The sequence below is a fragment of the Bacillus sp. FJAT-26390 genome, from assembly GCF_001682865.1.
In the GTDB taxonomy this organism is placed as follows: Bacteria; Bacillota; Bacilli; order Paenibacillales; family Paenibacillaceae; genus Pristimantibacillus.
Genome location: NZ_MAQX01000001.1, coordinates 119,996 through 138,292 on the forward strand (window position 1 = coordinate 119,996; position 18,297 = coordinate 138,292).

Annotated in this window: 16 protein-coding genes and 2 pseudogenes; 15 read left to right on the top strand and 3 right to left on the bottom strand. The window is 46.7% G+C overall.

Features of this window, described 5'->3' with window-relative positions; translation table 11 throughout:
- The first annotated feature begins 159 nt into the window (after positions 1 to 159).
- From A7975_RS00570 to A7975_RS00580, 4 genes and pseudogenes are all read left to right on the top strand, one after another.
- Positions 160 to 582, top strand: coding sequence for a VOC family protein (locus A7975_RS00570; RefSeq protein WP_065383829.1), 423 nt, complete (start codon positions 160 to 162; stop codon positions 580 to 582).
- A gap of 66 nt (positions 583 to 648) precedes the next feature.
- Positions 649 to 756: pseudogene (locus A7975_RS34630) on the top strand (methyltransferase); the annotation flags it as partial.
- A gap of 50 nt (positions 757 to 806) precedes the next feature.
- Positions 807 to 1,202 (top strand): GNAT family N-acetyltransferase, encoded by a 396-nt coding sequence (locus tag A7975_RS00575; protein WP_053377728.1) that lies wholly within the window; start codon positions 807 to 809, stop codon positions 1,200 to 1,202.
- 51 nt (positions 1,203 to 1,253) lie between these two features.
- Complete coding sequence (locus tag A7975_RS00580) at positions 1,254 to 1,730, top strand: GNAT family N-acetyltransferase (RefSeq protein WP_065383830.1); 477 nt, start codon at positions 1,254 to 1,256, stop codon at positions 1,728 to 1,730.
- Between the two features lie 69 nt (positions 1,731 to 1,799).
- Here the strand turns inward: A7975_RS00580 and A7975_RS00585 are convergent, their stop codons facing one another.
- A complete protein-coding gene (locus A7975_RS00585) occupies positions 1,800 to 2,339 on the bottom strand; it encodes a TetR-like C-terminal domain-containing protein (RefSeq protein WP_065383831.1) in 540 nt (179 codons plus the stop codon).
- Between the two features lie 273 nt (positions 2,340 to 2,612).
- Between A7975_RS00585 and A7975_RS00590 the strand changes: the two genes are divergently transcribed.
- The 5 genes from A7975_RS00590 (at position 2,613) to A7975_RS00610 (ending at position 7,519) form a co-directional block, all read left to right on the top strand.
- Positions 2,613 to 3,485, top strand: a complete 873-nt coding sequence (locus tag A7975_RS00590; protein ID WP_065383832.1) for a DMT family transporter — start codon at positions 2,613 to 2,615, stop codon at positions 3,483 to 3,485.
- A gap of 112 nt (positions 3,486 to 3,597) precedes the next feature.
- Complete coding sequence (locus A7975_RS00595; protein ID WP_065383833.1) at positions 3,598 to 3,810, top strand: hypothetical protein; 213 nt, start codon at positions 3,598 to 3,600, stop codon at positions 3,808 to 3,810.
- 164 nt (positions 3,811 to 3,974) lie between these two features.
- Positions 3,975 to 4,700 carry a Stf0 family sulfotransferase gene (locus A7975_RS00600; protein WP_065383834.1) on the top strand — a complete coding sequence of 242 codons (726 nt, stop codon included), beginning with the start codon at positions 3,975 to 3,977 and terminating at the stop codon, positions 4,698 to 4,700.
- Positions 4,701 to 4,804: 104 nt separating this feature from the next.
- Positions 4,805 to 6,250, top strand: coding sequence for a serine hydrolase domain-containing protein (locus A7975_RS00605; RefSeq protein ID WP_082197908.1), 1,446 nt, complete (start codon positions 4,805 to 4,807; stop codon positions 6,248 to 6,250).
- A gap of 189 nt (positions 6,251 to 6,439) precedes the next feature.
- Complete coding sequence (locus A7975_RS00610) at positions 6,440 to 7,519, top strand: serine hydrolase domain-containing protein (protein WP_065383836.1); 1,080 nt, start codon at positions 6,440 to 6,442, stop codon at positions 7,517 to 7,519.
- A gap of 66 nt (positions 7,520 to 7,585) precedes the next feature.
- Here A7975_RS00610 and A7975_RS00615 read toward each other — a convergent pair whose 3' ends face one another.
- Positions 7,586 to 8,554 (bottom strand): ROK family protein, encoded by a 969-nt coding sequence (locus tag A7975_RS00615; RefSeq protein ID WP_053375282.1) that lies wholly within the window; start codon positions 8,552 to 8,554, stop codon positions 7,586 to 7,588.
- A gap of 17 nt (positions 8,555 to 8,571) precedes the next feature.
- The gene (locus A7975_RS00620) at positions 8,572 to 9,258 is read right to left on the bottom strand and encodes an N-acetylmannosamine-6-phosphate 2-epimerase (RefSeq protein WP_053375283.1); all 687 of its coding nucleotides are present in this window, start codon (positions 9,256 to 9,258) and stop codon (positions 8,572 to 8,574) included.
- A 319-nt stretch (positions 9,259 to 9,577) separates the two neighbouring features.
- On the opposite strand from A7975_RS00620, the pseudogene A7975_RS00625 reads away from it, so the two are divergent.
- The 6 genes and pseudogenes from A7975_RS00625 (at position 9,578) to A7975_RS00650 (ending at position 17,994) form a co-directional block, all read left to right on the top strand.
- Positions 9,578 to 11,244: pseudogene (locus tag A7975_RS00625) on the top strand (extracellular solute-binding protein).
- A 97-nt stretch (positions 11,245 to 11,341) separates the two neighbouring features.
- Positions 11,342 to 12,247, top strand: coding sequence for an ABC transporter permease (locus tag A7975_RS00630; RefSeq protein ID WP_176707646.1), 906 nt, complete (start codon positions 11,342 to 11,344; stop codon positions 12,245 to 12,247).
- Between the two features lie 34 nt (positions 12,248 to 12,281).
- A complete protein-coding gene (locus A7975_RS00635) occupies positions 12,282 to 13,166 on the top strand; it encodes a carbohydrate ABC transporter permease (protein WP_053375285.1) in 885 nt (294 codons plus the stop codon).
- Positions 13,167 to 13,197: 31 nt separating this feature from the next.
- The gene (locus tag A7975_RS00640) at positions 13,198 to 14,931 is read left to right on the top strand and encodes a sensor histidine kinase (RefSeq protein WP_065383837.1); all 1,734 of its coding nucleotides are present in this window, start codon (positions 13,198 to 13,200) and stop codon (positions 14,929 to 14,931) included.
- 13 nt (positions 14,932 to 14,944) lie between these two features.
- Positions 14,945 to 16,627, top strand: coding sequence for a response regulator (locus A7975_RS00645; RefSeq protein WP_065383838.1), 1,683 nt, complete (start codon positions 14,945 to 14,947; stop codon positions 16,625 to 16,627).
- Positions 16,628 to 16,719: 92 nt separating this feature from the next.
- A complete protein-coding gene (locus A7975_RS00650; RefSeq protein WP_065383839.1) occupies positions 16,720 to 17,994 on the top strand; it encodes a Gfo/Idh/MocA family protein in 1,275 nt (424 codons plus the stop codon).
- The last annotated feature ends 303 nt before the right edge of the window (positions 17,995 to 18,297 follow it).

Here is an 18,297-nt window from a genome sequence, read left to right on the forward strand (position 1 = left end):
AAACGCGATGTGCGAGCTGGTAGAAACGGACGAGAGTCTGCCATTCGATGTGTCCTTGCACTGCGTTAATTATCAAACGTTCCGAAGACCACAGCTATATTAAATCGGGCAAGATAAAAATATTGTATGGGGATAGCCTAAAATCTGGAGGCGTTAAACATGGTTCAATCAATCGTACATATCGCACTTGTTGTAAAAGATTATGATGAGGCAATAGACTTCTATACGACTAAGCTGAATTTCACTTTAGTTGAAGATATTTATCAGCCGGAGCAAGATAAACGGTGGGTAGTCGTTGCGCCGCCTGGCTCGGTCGGCACGACAATTTTGCTTGCGAGAGCATCTAAGCCGGAACAAGAGCCGTTTGTAGGCAACCAAACAGGCGGCAGAGTATTTCTATTTTTAAACACGGATGATTTTTGGAAAGATTATAATGAAATGGTCTCAAGGGGAGTAGAGTTTGTGAGGGAGCCAAAAGCTCAATCGTACGGGATGGTTGCCGTATTTAAGGATCTATACGGGAACCTATGGGATTTGCTGGAGATGAAAGCGGATCATCCTATTTCCAAACGAATCATTTGAATCAGGTTCAGGGCGGAAGCAGACAATGGTTCGTTTTTGCGAGTACAAATTGAAATTGTGTTTCGTAGGGAATTTTATGATCTGTTAGCAGAGGAACCTAATATTAAGGCAACTGCCCTTCAAACCGTTGGAGGTAAGGGGTATGATGGGTTCGTAAAAGGAATGGTTAAATAATTTATCATTTATTAAAATACGGTGTGGAGCGAGGAATCATATTGAATCACATGTATAACGAATTTCTAATTAGCGATGATAAGTCACTGATTGATGTAGACATCGTTTGTAAATTTTTATCTAGAAGTCACTGGGCAAATAAAAGATCAGCGGAAACCATTATTAAATCAATCCATCATTCAATTTGTTTTGGCATCTATGAAAGTAGAAGACAGGTTGGATTCGCGCGAATCGTAACGGACGGGGCAACGATTTATTATTTGTGTGATGTTTTTATCGATGAAGAATTTAGAGGTAAAGGGTTAGGGAAGAAGCTAGTGGAATTAATTACGAAAGAATACGAAGGAATAAGCGGCATACTGCGCACTCTCGATGCCCACAGCTTGTACGAACAGTATGGTTTTAAAAAAGATGCGGAACGGTTTATGAACAGCGTCCCGAAATAAATTTATATGAGCAAGCTCGCTTCAAGTAGTGCACGTAAGGAGGAACAAGCAATGGAGATAAGAAAATTCATAGCGATCGATATTAATCAGATTGTCTCCTTGTTCTATGAAACCGTACATTCTGTAAACAAACGGGATTATTCCGAAGAGCAGCTTGCGGCATGGGCTCCCAAAGATAAAGAAATGCTCACGCTGAAAGCTTGGGAAGTATCGATGAGCCAGAACATCACCTATGTTGCTGAAATCAGCCGTAAAATAGTCGGTTTTGCTGACATGACTAAGCAGGGTCATTTAGACAGGCTTTACGTTCATAAGGATTTTCAAGGGCAAGGAATCGCTTCGGCAGTGGTGGGCACGCTTGAATTTGAGGCGAGTAAGCTAGGTCTTGTTGAAGTTGATACAGAAGCAAGCATTACGGCGAAACCTTTTTTTGAACGTCAAGGTTACGAAGTCATTCAGAGGCAGGCTGTGGAACGCAGTGGCGTGGAATTAGTGAATTTCAAGATGGTTAAAAAGTTGCTGCTTTAAAGGAGTACAAGATCCGCTGAAATGTGACTTACATCTTCTAATGAAATTCCTTTTGCAGGATTACTTTTTCTAAGCGGAATTAATTTCATTCCTCTCCAATAATCTCGATAGTTGGTCCGCCATATACGCTGGGGGATGAGGCATTTTATGCTGAATCCACCATTCCAAGATGCCGATGAAAGCCGATGCCATAAATTGGGCGTTCAGTTCATTGTCTATGGAAGGCTTGCTCTCCTGCCTATCGAGCTTCTCTTTCACGTTAGCAGACACGAATGTCAACAGGCGCTCCCGGAATACGGATGTCCTTTTATTGGAGAGCATAGCAGAGAAGAACAAAATATTTTCCTCGAAATAATTAAATACCGGCTTCAGATCGTTGATCAGCGTTGCTTCTCCCTGATTTATTTCATTTGCACTGCAAAACGTGATCAACCATTCCCCATCATTCGTTGGTCTCCTGAGCGCTGTTTCGACTGCTGGATCCCACCGCCCCAGTTCATGCTCGAATGCCGCCACAAGAGCTTCATAACTAAGACCCGAAGGGATATCTTCGCGAATAATCGATGAACGAGTAACCATTTTGTATGGACGGTATGGCAAAAGTGACATCAGATTCCTCCCTTGATGAAGCTGTTTTCACCCTATTCTATTCTCTGTTTTAACCGCAAGAACGAGATGGAGAAGGGAAATTTTGTTGCAATGTTTATGCTTATACAACAGAACTAATGTATAATAAAATAATTCTCTTGAGAGTGAGCTGAAAGCCGATGATGTATTCACCGCTATTTGAAAATGATGTACCTGTAATTATTCTCCCTTAACGGTGGAATAACTACAACTCCGTTAAGGACAGGAATTGTCTAAAAAAACGGAGGGTACAAAATGAAAAACACTTTATTAGGTTCTTTATATTTATCAATCGCTGCCAGTATTTGGGGCGGGATGTATGTTGTCGTAAAAGTGGTGGTCGATGTTGTGCCGCCGCTTGAATTGGTATGGTTTCGCTATGTCATTGCTCTTGTTGCATTGCTCATTATTGGCGTTGCCACAAAACAATCTTGGCGCGTTGCAAAACGTGACTGGCTACTCATATCGTTGATTGGCCTTATTGGAAATACGATTTCCATTGTGTCCCAAGAAGTGGGGACGATGCTTTCCAGTGCGCAGATGGGTGCCATTATCACTTCAACGACGCCTGCATTCATGGTCGTGTTTGCCCGTATCCTCTTAAAAGAAAAATTGACGTTAAAGAAAGCCATTTCTATTCTTTTGGCAACTGCGGGTGTCTGCATAATTGTTGGAAATGCCCATATTGATTCAACGAATCAGCTTGGCGGCGCATCGCTCCTTCTTGCAGCGCTGACATGGTCGCTCATGTCTGTTCTAGTTAAGCGTGTACCGGGGCAATATTCACAGATAGTCGTAACTAGCTATGCTATTCTAGTGGCGATCGTGTTGCTGACACCTTTTACAGTTGGCCGATTAGCTGAGCTCGATTTTCAAGCGATGCTGCAGCCATCTGTGTGGAGCGGTCTTTTATACTTGGGCGTCGTATCGACAGCATGTGCTTTCTTGTTATGGAACCGCGGACTTCATATGCTCAATGCGTCAAGCGGAGGGTTGTTTTTCTTCTTTCAGCCTATAGTTGGTACTTTTTTAGGCTGGTTATTGCTAGGTGAACAAATTGGTCTTTCTTTTTGGTTAGGAACGCTATTCATCTTTATCGGCGTGTTATTAGTCATTCGGGAAAAATAAGCATCAGGAAAAAAGCTGGTTGGTGATCGTTTGCCGATCAGCTTTTTTTTGTAAGACAAACAAGGACGGGCTGCGCTCTTTGCGATAAAAAAAAGACATACAGGAAGCTTGGATGAAAAAAAGGTACATCTTGTTATTGCTTTTGCTAATCAGCCTTTTGTTGTTAATCGGCTATAATAGGTACTTTTATCAATTCAAAGATCCTAATCATGCAACCATATTTGTGAATCCGATCAAATCGCCTGACGGTCAATATCAAGCAAGCGCTTATTATTTGCCCTATGGCGGTGCAGCAGGCGGGATTAAACAAGCTGATCCGCATTAGGCCAAATGAAAGATCGCCCGGCTATTCCAGCCGCGGCGTTTTTTTTGTTGCTGGGTAATCTTTCATTATAAGTAAATATTACCTCGAATATCGCGGGGTAAGCGAATAAACTAATTGTTAGAAGCGGAATGTTACGCCGTGAGGGCGCAAAAGGAGGAAGCTGGATGATAGAACCTAAACAAAGCTATACGATTTGGTTTTCACAGCGTACGGGAAGCACTCTCTTAAACGATGCGCTTTCTTCGACGGGAGTAGCCGGGAATCCTTGTGAATGGATGCACGCTAGAGACCCGCATACCATTAGCAAAGAGGAAGTTGAAGCCATGTGGAAGGGTGGCACCACTTCAAACGGGGTGTTTGGGGTGAAAACCTCGCTCAATCGGGAGTGGATTAACGGATTTAGAAAGCTTTTTGAATTGCCTGTAACCGCGACTCAGGCGGAGGTATGGCGCGCCGCTTTTCCCAATTGCAACAAGCATATTTGGATGACGCGCAGAAACAAAGTGCGGCTGGCTGTTTCATGGTGGCGCGCAATCGTATCTGGAGAGTGGCATAGAAAGCATGGCGAAAAGCCGCAGGAGCATGATATAGAAGATAAATATAATTTCGATGCGATTAATCATTTGTATATAGAATGCTCGATGCGTGAAGCGGCCATGGAGCAATTTTTCTCAGAGGAGAAGATCGTGCCGCTGACGATCGTCTATGAGGATTTTATTCTGGACTACGAGGGAACCGTCCTGAACGTGCTGGCGTACTTAAATATTTCTTCGGAAAATGTGATCATTGCCCCGCCGTCTCTGGATCGGCTAGCGGATGCTGCTGCGGAGCAGTGGGTGCAAAGATTTCGGGAGGAACGGCAGCAGGACTGGGTGAATAAAGGCTGGTAATGCTACTCTTCTTTCCATTATTTATTCGCATATGATAGCGCTAACAAAAACGCTTGCCAGCCCTCTGCGGTTGCAGTAAGTTAGTAGTATAAAGGAGGAATGAAATGATGGAACAGACTAATCTGCATTTGTCCAGAAGTCAGCCGGAATTACAAGGTATTCCCTCTTCAGCTGTAAATGCTTTTTTAAATGCTGTACAAGAACGTCAATTGGAGCTGCATAGCCTTATGCTGCTCAGGCATGGCCATGTAGTAGCGGAGGGCTGGTGGGCTCCTTATGCTTCCGACATCACTCATATGCTGTTCTCGCTTAGCAAAAGCTTTACCTCAACCGCAATCGGTCTAGCCGCTTCGGAAGGGAAGCTGTCGTTGGACGATACGGTCGTATCGTTTTTCCCGGAGGATGCCCCGGAGGAAATAGAACCCCATTTATCGGCTATGCGCATTCGTCATTTGCTGATGATGGGAACGGGCCATGACGAAGATACAACGAATAGGATGACCCAAAGCGAAGATGGAAATTGGGCAAAAGCATTTCTCCATCTATCTGTCTTGCACGAACCTGGTACTCATTTTGTCTACAACAGCGGTGCTACATATATGCTGTCAGCCATTCTTCAGAAAGTAACCGGCCAAACGCTGCTTGACTATTTGCAGCCTCGTTTGTTTGAGCCGCTTGGCATAGAAGGAGCGATTTGGGAGAGCTGTCCCAAGGGGATAAACGTCGGCGGCTGGGGTTTGAACGTCACGACGGAGGATATCGCTAAGTTCGGGCAGCTTTATTTGCAGAAAGGCGTGTGGCATGATCGGCGTCTCTTGCCGGAGGGGTGGGTAGAGGAAGCTACGTCCAAACAAATCTCCAATGGAGACGGCGGAGAAAACGATTGGGCTCAAGGATATGGCTACCAGTTCTGGCGTTGCAGGCACGGCTTGTACCGGGGAGACGGCGCGTTCGGTCAATTTTGTATCGTGATGCCGGAGCAGGATGCGGTGCTGGCTATAACAAGCGGCTCGAACGATATGCAGGGGATCATGAATGCCGTATGGGATCACTTGCTCCCGGCAATGGAATCGTCACCGCTTGCCGCGGATCTGGATGCGGAAGCGCAGCTTGCGGATCGGCTGAAGGGTCTGGCGCTTCAAATACCGCGCCTGCAGCCGGACTCACCCTTGGAAGCAGGGATCTCCGGCAACAAATATATGCTTGAGGACAATGAGCAGCAATGGCAAAGCATTTCCCTGACCTTTGAGGACAATCAAGCAATAGCCGTCCTGAGCAAGTTGGATCAAGAAAATCGGATTATCTTTGGCCGGGGAGATTGGGAGGAAGCTACCACACGTCTGCTTCAGGATGAGGATAAACGTGTTGCTTCCAGCTTTACGTGGGAGAAGGATACGCTCCAACTGACGATGAGGTATATCGAAACGCCGTTTGCGTTTACAATGCTGCTTCAATTTGAAGGGGATAAAATAAGTTTAAACCTTAAAGGCAACGTATTCCCTGATATGCCTGGGATGCAAGGGCGGATAGCGGAATTAGCAAAGGAATAAGAAATAGAATAAGAATCGTAAGTTAAAAAAAAGCAGCGGCCGTTTGGGACTTTATTTTTACCGTCCAAGCGGCCGCTGCCTTTTTTGTGCGTTGAACATCGCAATCCTAACAAACGCTTGCTGCCTATGGATAATTATGGTGTAATACAAGCAGGAACAAATGTTCTGTTATTTATAGGGAGGCTGTATATGGAAATAGATAATTGTCACTTAAAAGAGAAGCTGCAAGAGCGTATGAGCCTATTTGGCGTTCCAGGAGCGGGCATAACGATCTTCCAGGAGAACCAGCTCGCAAGCACGATTAGCCTTGGGGTTGAAGAGGCGGGCAAACCTAGGAAAGTAACTTCAGAAAGTCTCTTTCACGCGTGCTCCATGAGTAAAATGGTCACTGCTATCGGCATACTTAAGCTAGTTCAAGAAGGCAAGATAGATTTGCAAGAAGAGGCGAACGCTTATTTGAAAAGTTGGCGTGTTCCAGAAAACCAATACACGAATGCAAACAAAGTAACGATTAGCAGCTTGTTAGCCCATCAGTCAGGGTTCATAGACGTAGAGGGCAGCTATGACATATGCGGGCAGCATTCTCCGTTTCCCACGCCTAAGGAACTGCTATTGGGGACAACAAAATACAATTCAGAGGCTGCGGAGGTCAAATATGAACCTGGCAGTGAGTTTCACTACTCGGATACGGGCTACACGGTTTTGGAGCTTATTATCGAGGAGGTGAGGGGAGAGTCTTTCAGCTCGGCCATGGACAATCTTGTATTTGCGCCATTGGGTTTAAAGTCGACATTTTTTTGGAATGGCCTCACGAAACCGGACGGTTCTGAGGAAGCCAGCCTAACGGCAGGGCATGATAAGCACGGGAATGTGGTGATCGGAACGAGAGCACATTACCCGAATTTGTCTGGCGCAGGCTTGTGGACAACATCATCCGAGATGGCTTTAATCGCGATCGAAGTCTTTAAAGCTTGGAGTGGCGGCGTTACATCGTTCCTAACACAGCATTCGGCTCAGAAGATGCTCACGGGATACGGGTGTGCGCCCTTTGCCGGATTAGGGGTCTTTTTATCTGAAGCGAGCGGAGAATCATGCATGCTCTCCAAAGGTTGGGGGATAGGCTATCAGTGCATGCTTGCCGCCTACCCGCGTCTTAAATCCGGAATAGTCGTCATGACCAATGCTGAACCGGGTAAGCCGCAAGAGGAAGCCTTAATCGGAGAAATTATACGAACGGTCTCTCAAACCTATCAATGGCCGATTCTATAAATTGAACAATCAGGAAGCAAACAGGAAGGCCGCATAAGAAAGCGACCCTATATGCAAACCTCTTTACTATAAATCCTCATACTCCCATACTTGCAGCGCAGCACCGATCATGCCGCTCCAATTGCCGCGGTATGCCGCTTCTATCCGGACGCCAGCCGCGAGCGACGGCATGGAACGGAGCCGTACCTCTGCGCGAAGCCGCTCCAGCAGCGGCTTGCCGGTTTCCGCTACGCCGCCTCCAACGATGATCAGCTCTGGGTTAAACGTATGGATCAGCGATGCAATAGCCGTGCCAAGCGCAGCGATCGTTTCGTCCATCACGTCCACTGCTATCGGATCTCCGGCCTGCCAGCGGTATATCACCTCGCGCGTGTCCAACTGCTCATCCAGCATGCTGCTCGCTGCCAGCTTCTCACGCATTCGCCGCGCAATGCTCGTTCCAGACGCATACTGCTCCAAGCATCCCCGTGCACCGCAAACGCAGGGTATGCCTTTGAAGTCAACGGACAGGTGACCGAGCTCTCCAGCCCCGCCCCAATTGCCGTGCATCAGACGGCCGTCGACGACAATGGCTCCGCCAACTCCGGTTCCGAGCGCGAGGCAGATCAGATTGCTCACGCCTTGACCGGCTCCGAGCCGCATTTCCGTCAGCGCAAGCACGTTGACGTCATTGTCCACCCAGACCGGGAGCAGGAAACGATTTTGCAATATACGCTTTAGCTTCGTTCCGGTGTATCCGGCAATGAGCTCCGAGGCATGCCGAATGCTGCCTTCTTTCCAATCCACCTGACCTGCGCTCCCGACACCGATCCCTTTAAATCGGATGCCCGGCTGCTGTAGCCGTGCTTTAGCTAGAAGCCCTTCGACCGCTTCCTGCACGCGATCGACCGTGTTCGCTTGCCCAGCCAATGTGCTGAGGCTAAAGGACAGCAGCACTTCCCCTTCCTTTGTGACGATGCCCGAATTGATTTTTGTTCCTCCGATATCCACGCCAATCGCAAATGATGACGAAGGATCAAATCGCTCTTTTGTCATGGTTGGCACTCCGTTCTTTATTCGTTCATCTTGCTCAGAGCTTGAATATAACGGGCGGTTATAAGCTGCGGTCGCGTAATGGCGCTGCCTACGACGACGTGGGCAGCGCCCGCGTTCATCGCCCTTACAGCTTCCTCAGGTGTCCAGATACGGCCCTCCGCAATAACGGGTACCTGCACCGCTTCCGATAGACGTTCGATCAATTCAAAATCAGGCTTCTCCTGCTGCGGGCTGTATGGCGTGTAGCCGGAGAGGGTCGTTCCGATGAAATCTACGCCAAGCCGAGCCGCCGCAAGCCCTTCCTCGAATGTAGAAATATCTGCCATGACGGCAGCGCCATTCTGATGCGCATAGTCGATGAGCGGCTTGACCGCTTCCAGCCGCCCCTCGCGATCCGTCACATCAAGCGCGACGATGTCTGCCCCTGCGGAGATGATCGCCTTCACCTCTTCCAGCGTCGGTGTAATAAAAATGTCCGAGCCTGGAATATCCCGTTTGATCAACCCAATAACCGGTACATGAACAGCTAGTTTAATAGCAGCAATATCGAACGCGCCGTTCGTACGGATGCCGATTGCACCGGTCATAACGGCTGCTTTTGCCATCTTGGCCATCGTGTCGCCTCCGTGAAGAGGCTCATGCTCAAGCGCCTGGCACGACACGATTAAGCCTCTTTTGGGGAAAATGTCATTTTGCCTAGCCATACTCATCCTCCTTGCTATAATTGGAAAATAAAATCAACCCATTGCAAAAAGGACATCCTGCCATTTTAATAGAAATGGTTGCTCCTATCGCTACAAATTTTCCATATAAGCCTCTGTCCAATGCCCATGGTAACCATTCGGTTTGTTATCGTCAAGCTCATTTTCACCCGATAAATAGGGCTAAGCTCCTTTAGTCAAGAGGTGTATACGAAAGTAAATACAAGTATATAGATCCAGATCATTCTCCTTTCTATACTAGAGCTATGAAGGGAAGCTGCACCAATGGGGCAGCACATTAAAGAACATATGGAGGGGTAGCATGAAGAAGAAAAGGAAGGCACTCTGGATTGTCGCATTGATTGTGTGCTTGGCTATTACCGCATGCAGCAACAGCAAAAACGAAGCGCCTGAAAAACAGACGAACACGCCAAAAGAACAAACGAACGAGCAACCAAGCGAAAAAGCAAACGAAGTGATCGAGGTATCGACGGTTTCCCCAAGCGACCAGTACCTGAAGTTCGATGAAGGCGAAAGCTTCGAGAAAAACGCAGTTTATGATGCCTACGAGAAAGATATCGGCGTTAAGATTACGAACAAATGGGTAGCCGATACGAGCCAATTCAAGGAAAAGGTAAAAATCACGATCGCATCGGATGATCTTCCGGACTTCCTCTTGGTTAACGCGACGCAATTGAAAGAGCTGACCGAAGCGGATATGATCATGGATCTGACGGATGTGTATGAACAGAATGCCACAGAGGAAACGAAAAAGTTTTTGACGATGGATGGCGGCATGCAAATGAAAACAGCGATGTTCGGCAATAAGCTGATGGGCATTCCCAGCTCATACAATCCGTACAGCTATCAATTTTTATATGTGCGCACGGACTGGCTGAAGGAGCTGAATTTACCGGAACCGAAAACGATGGCAGATTTCATGGCGATTGCCGAGGCTTTTAAAACGAAAAGCCCTGGCGGCACAGGCACATCGTATGGTCTTGCCGTAAGCAAAAATCCATTCAGCTTGGAGACGGGAGTAACGGGACTGCGCCCATTCCTCAATGGCTATCATGCGTATGAAAATATTTGGATCGATGACGGCAAGGGCGGCTTGGTGAATAGCGATATACAGCCGCAAGTTAAGGATGCGCTTGCGTCCTTGCAGGAGATGTTCAAAAAAGGGCTGCTTGATCCTGAATTCGCGGTAAAAGACGTAGAGAAAGCTGCTGAGCTTATCTATGACAATAGCATTGGCATGGTCTATGGAGCATCCTGGACACCTGCTCAGCTCGTGAAAGGCGCTGTGAAGGACGGGAAAGTGGTACAGGAGTGGGGAGCATTTCCGATTCCGACAGTGGATAGCAAGCCGGCTTTGTCACAGATCGGACTCGGCGTTGACGAGTATTATGTCATCTCCAAGAAAGCGAAGCATCCAGAAGGGGTCATTAAATTGCTGAACCAATGGATAGCTGTCGACAATCACCCGACAGATGAGCAAAAGGTATATGAATTCGGTAAAGACCGCGTAGAGAAAGGCAACAATTACTGGCTGCTTAGCCCGCTTCGCGTAGGCAAGCAATTGGATAACAACGGCGAAGTGCTGCCAAAAGCGATTGAAAATAAGGACACCAGCATTTTGCAGACAAAGGACCATCGGACGCGCTATGAGCGTGCCATGAAATACGTAGACGGCGATACGAGCATGTGGTGGGAATATCTGATTTCAGGTCCGAAGGGCGTGTATTCCCTAGTTCCAGACATCCAGAAGAACGAACAGTACTTGCAAAATAAATTTTACGGCGCACCTACGCCAACGATGGTGAAAGACAGGAAATTTTGCTCAAGAAGCGGGATGAAGTCTATTTCAAAATCATTATGAATCAGGTATCCGTTGATGAATTCGATAAATTCGTAGAAGAATGGAAAAAGCTCGGCGGCGATGAAATTACAAAAGAAGTGAACGAGTGGTACGCAACGCACAAATAATTGCGGCGCGGATAAGAAGAGGGATTGGATGAAACAATCCCTCTTTTTTATTAACCATTTTGGTGCAGCTCTTTAGTTAAACAGCGAGGTGAATGGTATGAATGTGCTAACAAGGATGTGGAAAAGAGAATGGCCGCTTCATCTGATGCTGCTTCCGGGAATACTGCTGGTATTGATTTTCAGCTACGTCCCGATGGCCGGCATCATCATGGCTTTCCAGAAATATATACCGAACAAAGGGCTGTTCGGCTCACCCTTTATCGGGCTGAAAAACTTTCAATTATTAATGGATTATCCCGATATCGGACGCATTTTCTTCAATACGGTTTATATAGCCGTGATGAAAATCGCAGCGGGGTTGCTGATACCGATCACGATTGCGATACTGCTGAATGAGCTGCGGAGGGAATGGATCAAGCGAATGTTCCAGACGCTCGTTTACTTGCCGCACTTTATGTCTTGGGTGCTGCTGAGCGGGATATTAGTTGATGTATTGTCACCGTCCTCCGGCGTCGTCAATCAACTGCTAGGTTTATTCGGAATTAAACCTGTTTTTTTCTTGGGAAGCAATGAATGGTTTCCTTATGTGATGGTCGCTTCGGACGTATGGAAGGAGTTTGGATTTGGGACGATTGTTTATTTGGCTGCGTTAACCGGTATCAATCCGTCGCTTTATGAAGCAGCGGAAATAGATGGCGCAGGGCGGCTCAAACAAACCTTTCACGTAACGCTGCCCGGCATGATGCCGATCATCGTGCTAATGCTTACGCTGAACATCGGGAATGTGCTCAACGCAGGATTTGACCAAATCTTTAACCTGTACAGCCCTCCGGTCTATGAAAGCGCGGATATTATCGACACCTTTGTTTATCGAATGGGTGTGCAGCAGGCGCAGTTCGGCTTCGCCACGGCAGTTGGCCTACTAAAATCGATCGTATCGTTCATATTCATTTCTCTTTCTTATGTCTTGGCTTACCGTCTTGCTAATTACCGCATTTTCTAAAGATCCAATTCGTCATTCAGAAGGGAGACATACCGTGATTACAACCAGATCACTTGGCAGAAACATATTTATAGGCGGCAATTATATTTTCCTGCTGCTTATATCCTTCTTATGCCTAATGCCTATTATTCATATTTTGGCGATCTCATTCAGCTCCGGCGCAGCGGCGGCAGCAGGCAAGGTAGGGCTGTGGCCGATTGATTTCACAACGGCTGCTTATGATAATGTGTTCGGAAAACAAGAATATTTACGTGCGTTCTGGGTATCGATACAGCGTGTTGTGCTCGGAACAACGCTTAGTATGGCGCTGATGATCATAACGGCATTTCCGTTATCCAAAGATTCTCGTCAATTTCGGTTGAGAACGTTTTATGCGTGGTTATTCGTATTTACGATTTTATTCAGCGGCGGCCTGATTCCGAATTATCTGACCGTCAAATCGCTTGGCTTAATAGACACGCTATGGGCCTTGGTATTGCCAACCGCCATTCCGGTATTCAATGTCATCCTATTGCTTAATTTCTACCGGAATTTGCCTAAAGAGCTTGAGGAATCCTCCCGTATGGACGGGGCAGGCTACTTCACTACATTATGGAAAATATATGTGCCGCTATCGCTGCCGGCTTTGGCAACGACGGGACTTTTTACGATAGTGGGGCATTGGAATAGTTGGTTTGACGGTATGCTGTATATGAATCATACTGAGAATTATCCGCTGCAAACGTTTTTACAGACGGTCATTATTAAGATGGATTTCCGCTTTATTAAAGCGGAGAATGCCGAATTGATACTGAAACTTTCCGATCGAACTAGCAGAGCGGCACAAATTTTCGTAGCAGCATTTCCGATTCTTATTGTTTATCCTTTCTTGCAGAGATTTTTCATAAAAGGAATAGTAGTGGGAAGCGTAAAAGAATAGGTTCGGTGTGCTGGATATAGGAGAATAGACGATGAAAAGCTTATTCTATTTGCATGATTCCTCCATATTCAAAAAAATGATGGGAGCTTTTCTGGCTGCCTTGCTGCCGCTGATGGCGATTACCTGGATGATCATTGAGCAAGGCTCGGACCACATTCGCAGCGAAATCTCGGAGTCTGTCCTCAATACGACGAAGTATTATATGGATTCGCTGGACAAGGAAGCGGACCGGATCAGCCGTTATTTGCCCAACTATGTGATGGACAAAGATTTGATGGAAATTGCAACAACAGGCCAGGATATAAGTTCGTATGAGCGGTCGCGCAAAATTTTGGATATTCAGAGGCGGCTGGAGCTTATGAAAAATTCAAGCCCGTTTATAAAGGAAGCAAAAGCCTATATCCCGCTAATCGAACGTACTATTTTGAGCAATAATTATGAAACCTACTTGGATGAGCCTGAATTTATTGCGATGCAGCATAATGCGAAGTTGTATGAAGAGCCATTCCTGTACTGGCAGGACCGGCTATTTATTACGATGCAATATCCGCTAACGACCGTTAAAAAGCCGTTGTATATTGTAGGCGTGGAGTTGTCTACCTCTAAGATTAAAGAAACGCTGTCTCAAATTGGCGGTGCGCGGGGCGGACAGAGCGTGCTGCTTAATTTGGAACGCGGCTGGGTCATTGAAAGCGGCACGGACCCAGCATTGCTGGATCAAATGAAAGCTTTCGCGTTAGAGAAGCGGGAAGCAAAATCAGATGAAGGCTACGAAACGATTATTTATAATGGTAAGCGTTTACTTACCGTCTACAAATATTCTAGTCTATGGAACTCCCATTCCATTACCTGCATACCCGAAGAGAAGGTGCTTGGTTCCTTGCAGATGTACCAGTCCTTATTCTGGTGGGCTTGCGGACTCTCGGTATGCATCGTGCTGTTCTTTACTTATTTTTTATTGCGTTTTATTTATAGGCCGCTTATGAAGCTGGTCCATTCATTCCGCCGGGTACAGCAGAACAGGCTGGAGCCGATCGTCATCGACCGAGGGGCCGATGAGTTCGGTTATTTGTATCAAGCCTTTAATGAAACGGTGCGATCTCTGAAAAAATTAATTGAGGAAAATTACGAGCAGCAAATTCGGAATCAGCGATCGGAGCTTAAACGGCTGCAATCGCAGATTAATCCTCATTTTTTATATAATTGTTTTTTTGTGCTGTGCCGATTAATTAAATCAGAGAGCCAGAAGGAAAAGGCTTATCAATTTTGTTTGTATATTGGACAATACTTTCAATTCATAACCCGCAACGATGAGGATGACATTCCGCTAGAGCTTGAAGCAGAGCATTCCCGCACTTATGTAGAAATGCAATCGATCTGTTACGGGGAACGCATACAAGCATTGTTCGAAGGTGACTTTCCTGCCATTCGTGTGCCGAGGTTGATTCTGCAGCCCATTATAGAAAATGCTTATAAGCATGCTTTAGGAAATATGCTTCAGCCTGGCGAGCTATGGGTTCATACGGAGCAAAAGGGTGATGTATTTTCCATTATCGTTGAGGATAACGGCCAAAGCGTGACGGATGAACAAATCGAGCTTCTTCGAAAGAAGCTGCGCCATTCTGCGAACTGGCTCGAGGCAACGACGGGAATGATGAATGTGCATCGCAGAATTCAGCTGCGTTACGGAGAGGAATATGGCATTGTGCTGTCACGGTCCGAATTAGGCGGGTTGCAGGTCAGAATGAATTTGAACGCTAGCTAGAGGGGGAAACAGCATGTACAGACTGCTTGTCGTGGATGATTTGCCCATTATCGTCGATGGTCTCCTTGAGTTATTCGAGCAGACGGAGCATTTGCAGCTCGAGGTGATGAAAGCTTATTCTGGCGAACAAGCTTTGGAGGTTATGTATCATCATCGTATCGATATTGTGCTTTCCGACATTAAGATGCCTGGCATTGAAGGAATCGAGCTGCTGCAGGAAATCAAATCTCAGTGGCCAGCCTGCAAAGTTATTTTTCTAACCGGCTATAATGATTTCCAATATGCTAGAAACGCGATTACTTACGGCGGTTTCGATTATATTTTGAAGGTGGAAAGCGACGAGAAAATCGTTCAGTCGGTGGAACGAGCCATCGAGAAAATAGAAGAAGAGCAGGATCAGGCGCAGATGATTGCAAGAACGCAGTCCAAAATGAGATTGGCATTGCCCTCGCTGCAAAAAGAGTATATGTGGGGTCTTATTCAAGGGAAACAAGCGACGGAGGAGCAGCTTGGTCAAATTTTCAGCGAAATTGATATTCCGCTCGATGCTTCCATGCCCGTTTACTTGCTCATTGGCAGGATAGACGCGTGGAGAGAGACCTTTACGGCGCCGGACAAAGCACTGCTTGCCTACGCGCTGCAAAACATTTGCGAAGAGTTTTTGTCGGCGCATGTAAGAAGCTATTCGGTCGTTTTCGAGCTGTCCAAAATCGTTTGGATGATCCAGCCTAAAGCGTCGGATGAGCTTACCGCCGACTCCAGCGGCGTGGAGTGGGTCAGAGCCCATCGTTATGCTAGCGGCATTTTGGAAAACGTTCAAGGGACATGCAAAAAGCTGCTTGGATTGTCGGTGTCGTTTCTTCTGGGCAGCGAGACGACCGGCTGGAACCATTTATCGGACCGTTTTCATACCATCAAATATGGCTTGGTGCAAGGCAACGGTTTATTCAATGAGGTCATTATGACCGATAAAGACATTCAGAAGGATGAGGCTCACGATAAATCTGGAAGCTGTCACGACGGCTTTTATCATGCCCGGGTTCAATTGCTCATGAGCTGCCTTGAGAATAATCATCGGGAGCAATTCAACAAGCTGTATGGAGAGCTTACGGCAGCATGGAATGATCCCTATACCCCTCATGTACGGAAGATCGAATTGTACCACTCGTTATCGGCGGTTTTTCTATTCTACATTCATAAAAACCGGGAGGTTTGCGATTACGTAAACACCCAATTAGACCTCGACCGCCTATTTCGTCACGGCGATTCGACGCCTTGGCCGGAGCTGATTCCCTATTACAGGCATTTGGCGGACTGTTTTTTTGAATGGAAAACATTGCAGGGCACCCAATTGCCGACGGAAGTAGTTAACAAAGTGCATCGCTATATCGAGGAGCATGTCGCAACCGATATTTCTTTGACGGCACTAGCGGATTACGTGAGCCTCAATCCATCATATTTATCCAGACTCTATAAGCAAATTACAGGTATCGGATTATCGAAATATATGAATGATTACAGAAATGTGATGGCCAAAGACATGCTTCTGAAAACTTCAATGAAAGTAAATGAGATCGCGGCTGCGCTGGGGTATAATTCGGCGCTCGCCTTTATTCGCTTTTTTAAGAAGCAGAACGATACGACGCCGCAGGATTTCCGGATGGCGCGCTACCAGAGACAAAACGAAGGTCAATAAATGTATATGAAAGGTAAGAAACGATCTCTTTTGCCTCTCGTAAGGTCCCTATACAATTGAAGTATAGAAGGCGTACTAGAGGAGGGAAAGGGTTGAAAACATTAACAGCTGTGCTATTAGGCGCTGGCAGCAGAGGGCGATACATTTATGGACCCTATGCAGAAAAATTTCCGAATGAGCTTAAAATCATTGCAGTAGCCGAGCCAGACGATGAGCGCAGAAACCGGTTCGCAGAAATTCATCAAATTAAGCCGAAGTTTGTATACGATACTTGGGAAAAAGCATTTGAGCAAGGCCGAATGGCAGATGTCATGATCATTTGCACGCTCGATCGGATGCATTATATGCCTGCGATGAAAGCGATGGAGCTGGGTTATCACGTCATGCTTGAAAAGCCGATGTCCCCTTCAATGGAGGAATGCATCCAGCTGGAGCAGGCGTCACTTCGCTATAAGCGGCTGCTTGCCGTTACGCATGTTCTTCGATATTCTCCTTTCTGGTCGGGAATCAAAAAATGTATGGAGGATGGAGAGCTAGGCACGGTGGGGACGATTCAATTAACCGAGAACGTAGGTTATCGCCATATGACGCATAGCTACGTACGCGGCAATTGGCGCAATGCGGAGGAGACGAGCCCGATGATTTTGGCAAAATCCTGCCATGATCTCGACATCATCTCCTGGCTGATGAATCAGCCTTGTACGAGCGTAAGCTCTTACGGCTCCTTGCTTCATTTCAAAGCGGAGCATGCGCCCGAAGGGTCGGCGGATCGCTGCATCGACGGCTGCGCGGTCGAGAAGAATTGTGCATTCTCGGCACTGAAAATGTACATGCAGCCGCCGCATCACCCTTGGGCACGTTACATGACAAATGATTTATCGCAAGAGGGAATTTTAAAGGCGCTTAAGGAAGGGCCGTTTGGGCGCTGCGTGTACCGCTGCAATAACAATGTCGTTGACCACCAGGTAGTGAATATGTTGTTTGCAAATGGAGCGAACGCATCATTTATCATGTCGGGACTGACGCAAAGCGGTGCTCGCCGGGTTCAAATTATGGGTACGCATGGCGAAATTATCGGAGATATGGATAAAGGAGCTTTTACGTTATATCGCTATGCTTCAGGAGAACAGCTGGAGATTCGCTGCAATGTCGAAGGAGACGGCCACGGCGGCGGCGATGAGCGTATGGTGAGCGCGTTTCTGCGCGATGTTTGCCAATTTGACCGCAACCCCTCGCACGGACTAACGTCGGCAACGGCATCTCTTCAAAGCCATCTGATGGCATTTGCAGCCGAGCATTCGAGATTGCATGAGGGGCTAGCTGTCAACCTTTCGGATATGCAAGAGAATGAAGCAATGCCAGTATAGAGCCGGGCTGTACGCAAAAAATAGACCGCTGCCGTTAGGTTTTTCCTAGGGCAGCGGCTTTTTTATGCGGAAATCTATCATTCCCGGGAGCAGGTAAATAAATGTATACGAAAGTAATAACTTATCTCTTTGAAACAACGGCTATTTTTCATATGGTAACAGTACAGACATTGTTATTCGCTTTTAAATCGATCTGTGTACAATCCTGGGAAGGAGGAATGAGCGGAGAATTGTGTTTGAAACGAAAACTTGTTATCAAGAGGCTTACAATTATTTTTACTCAGAAATAGAAAGGGAGCTGTC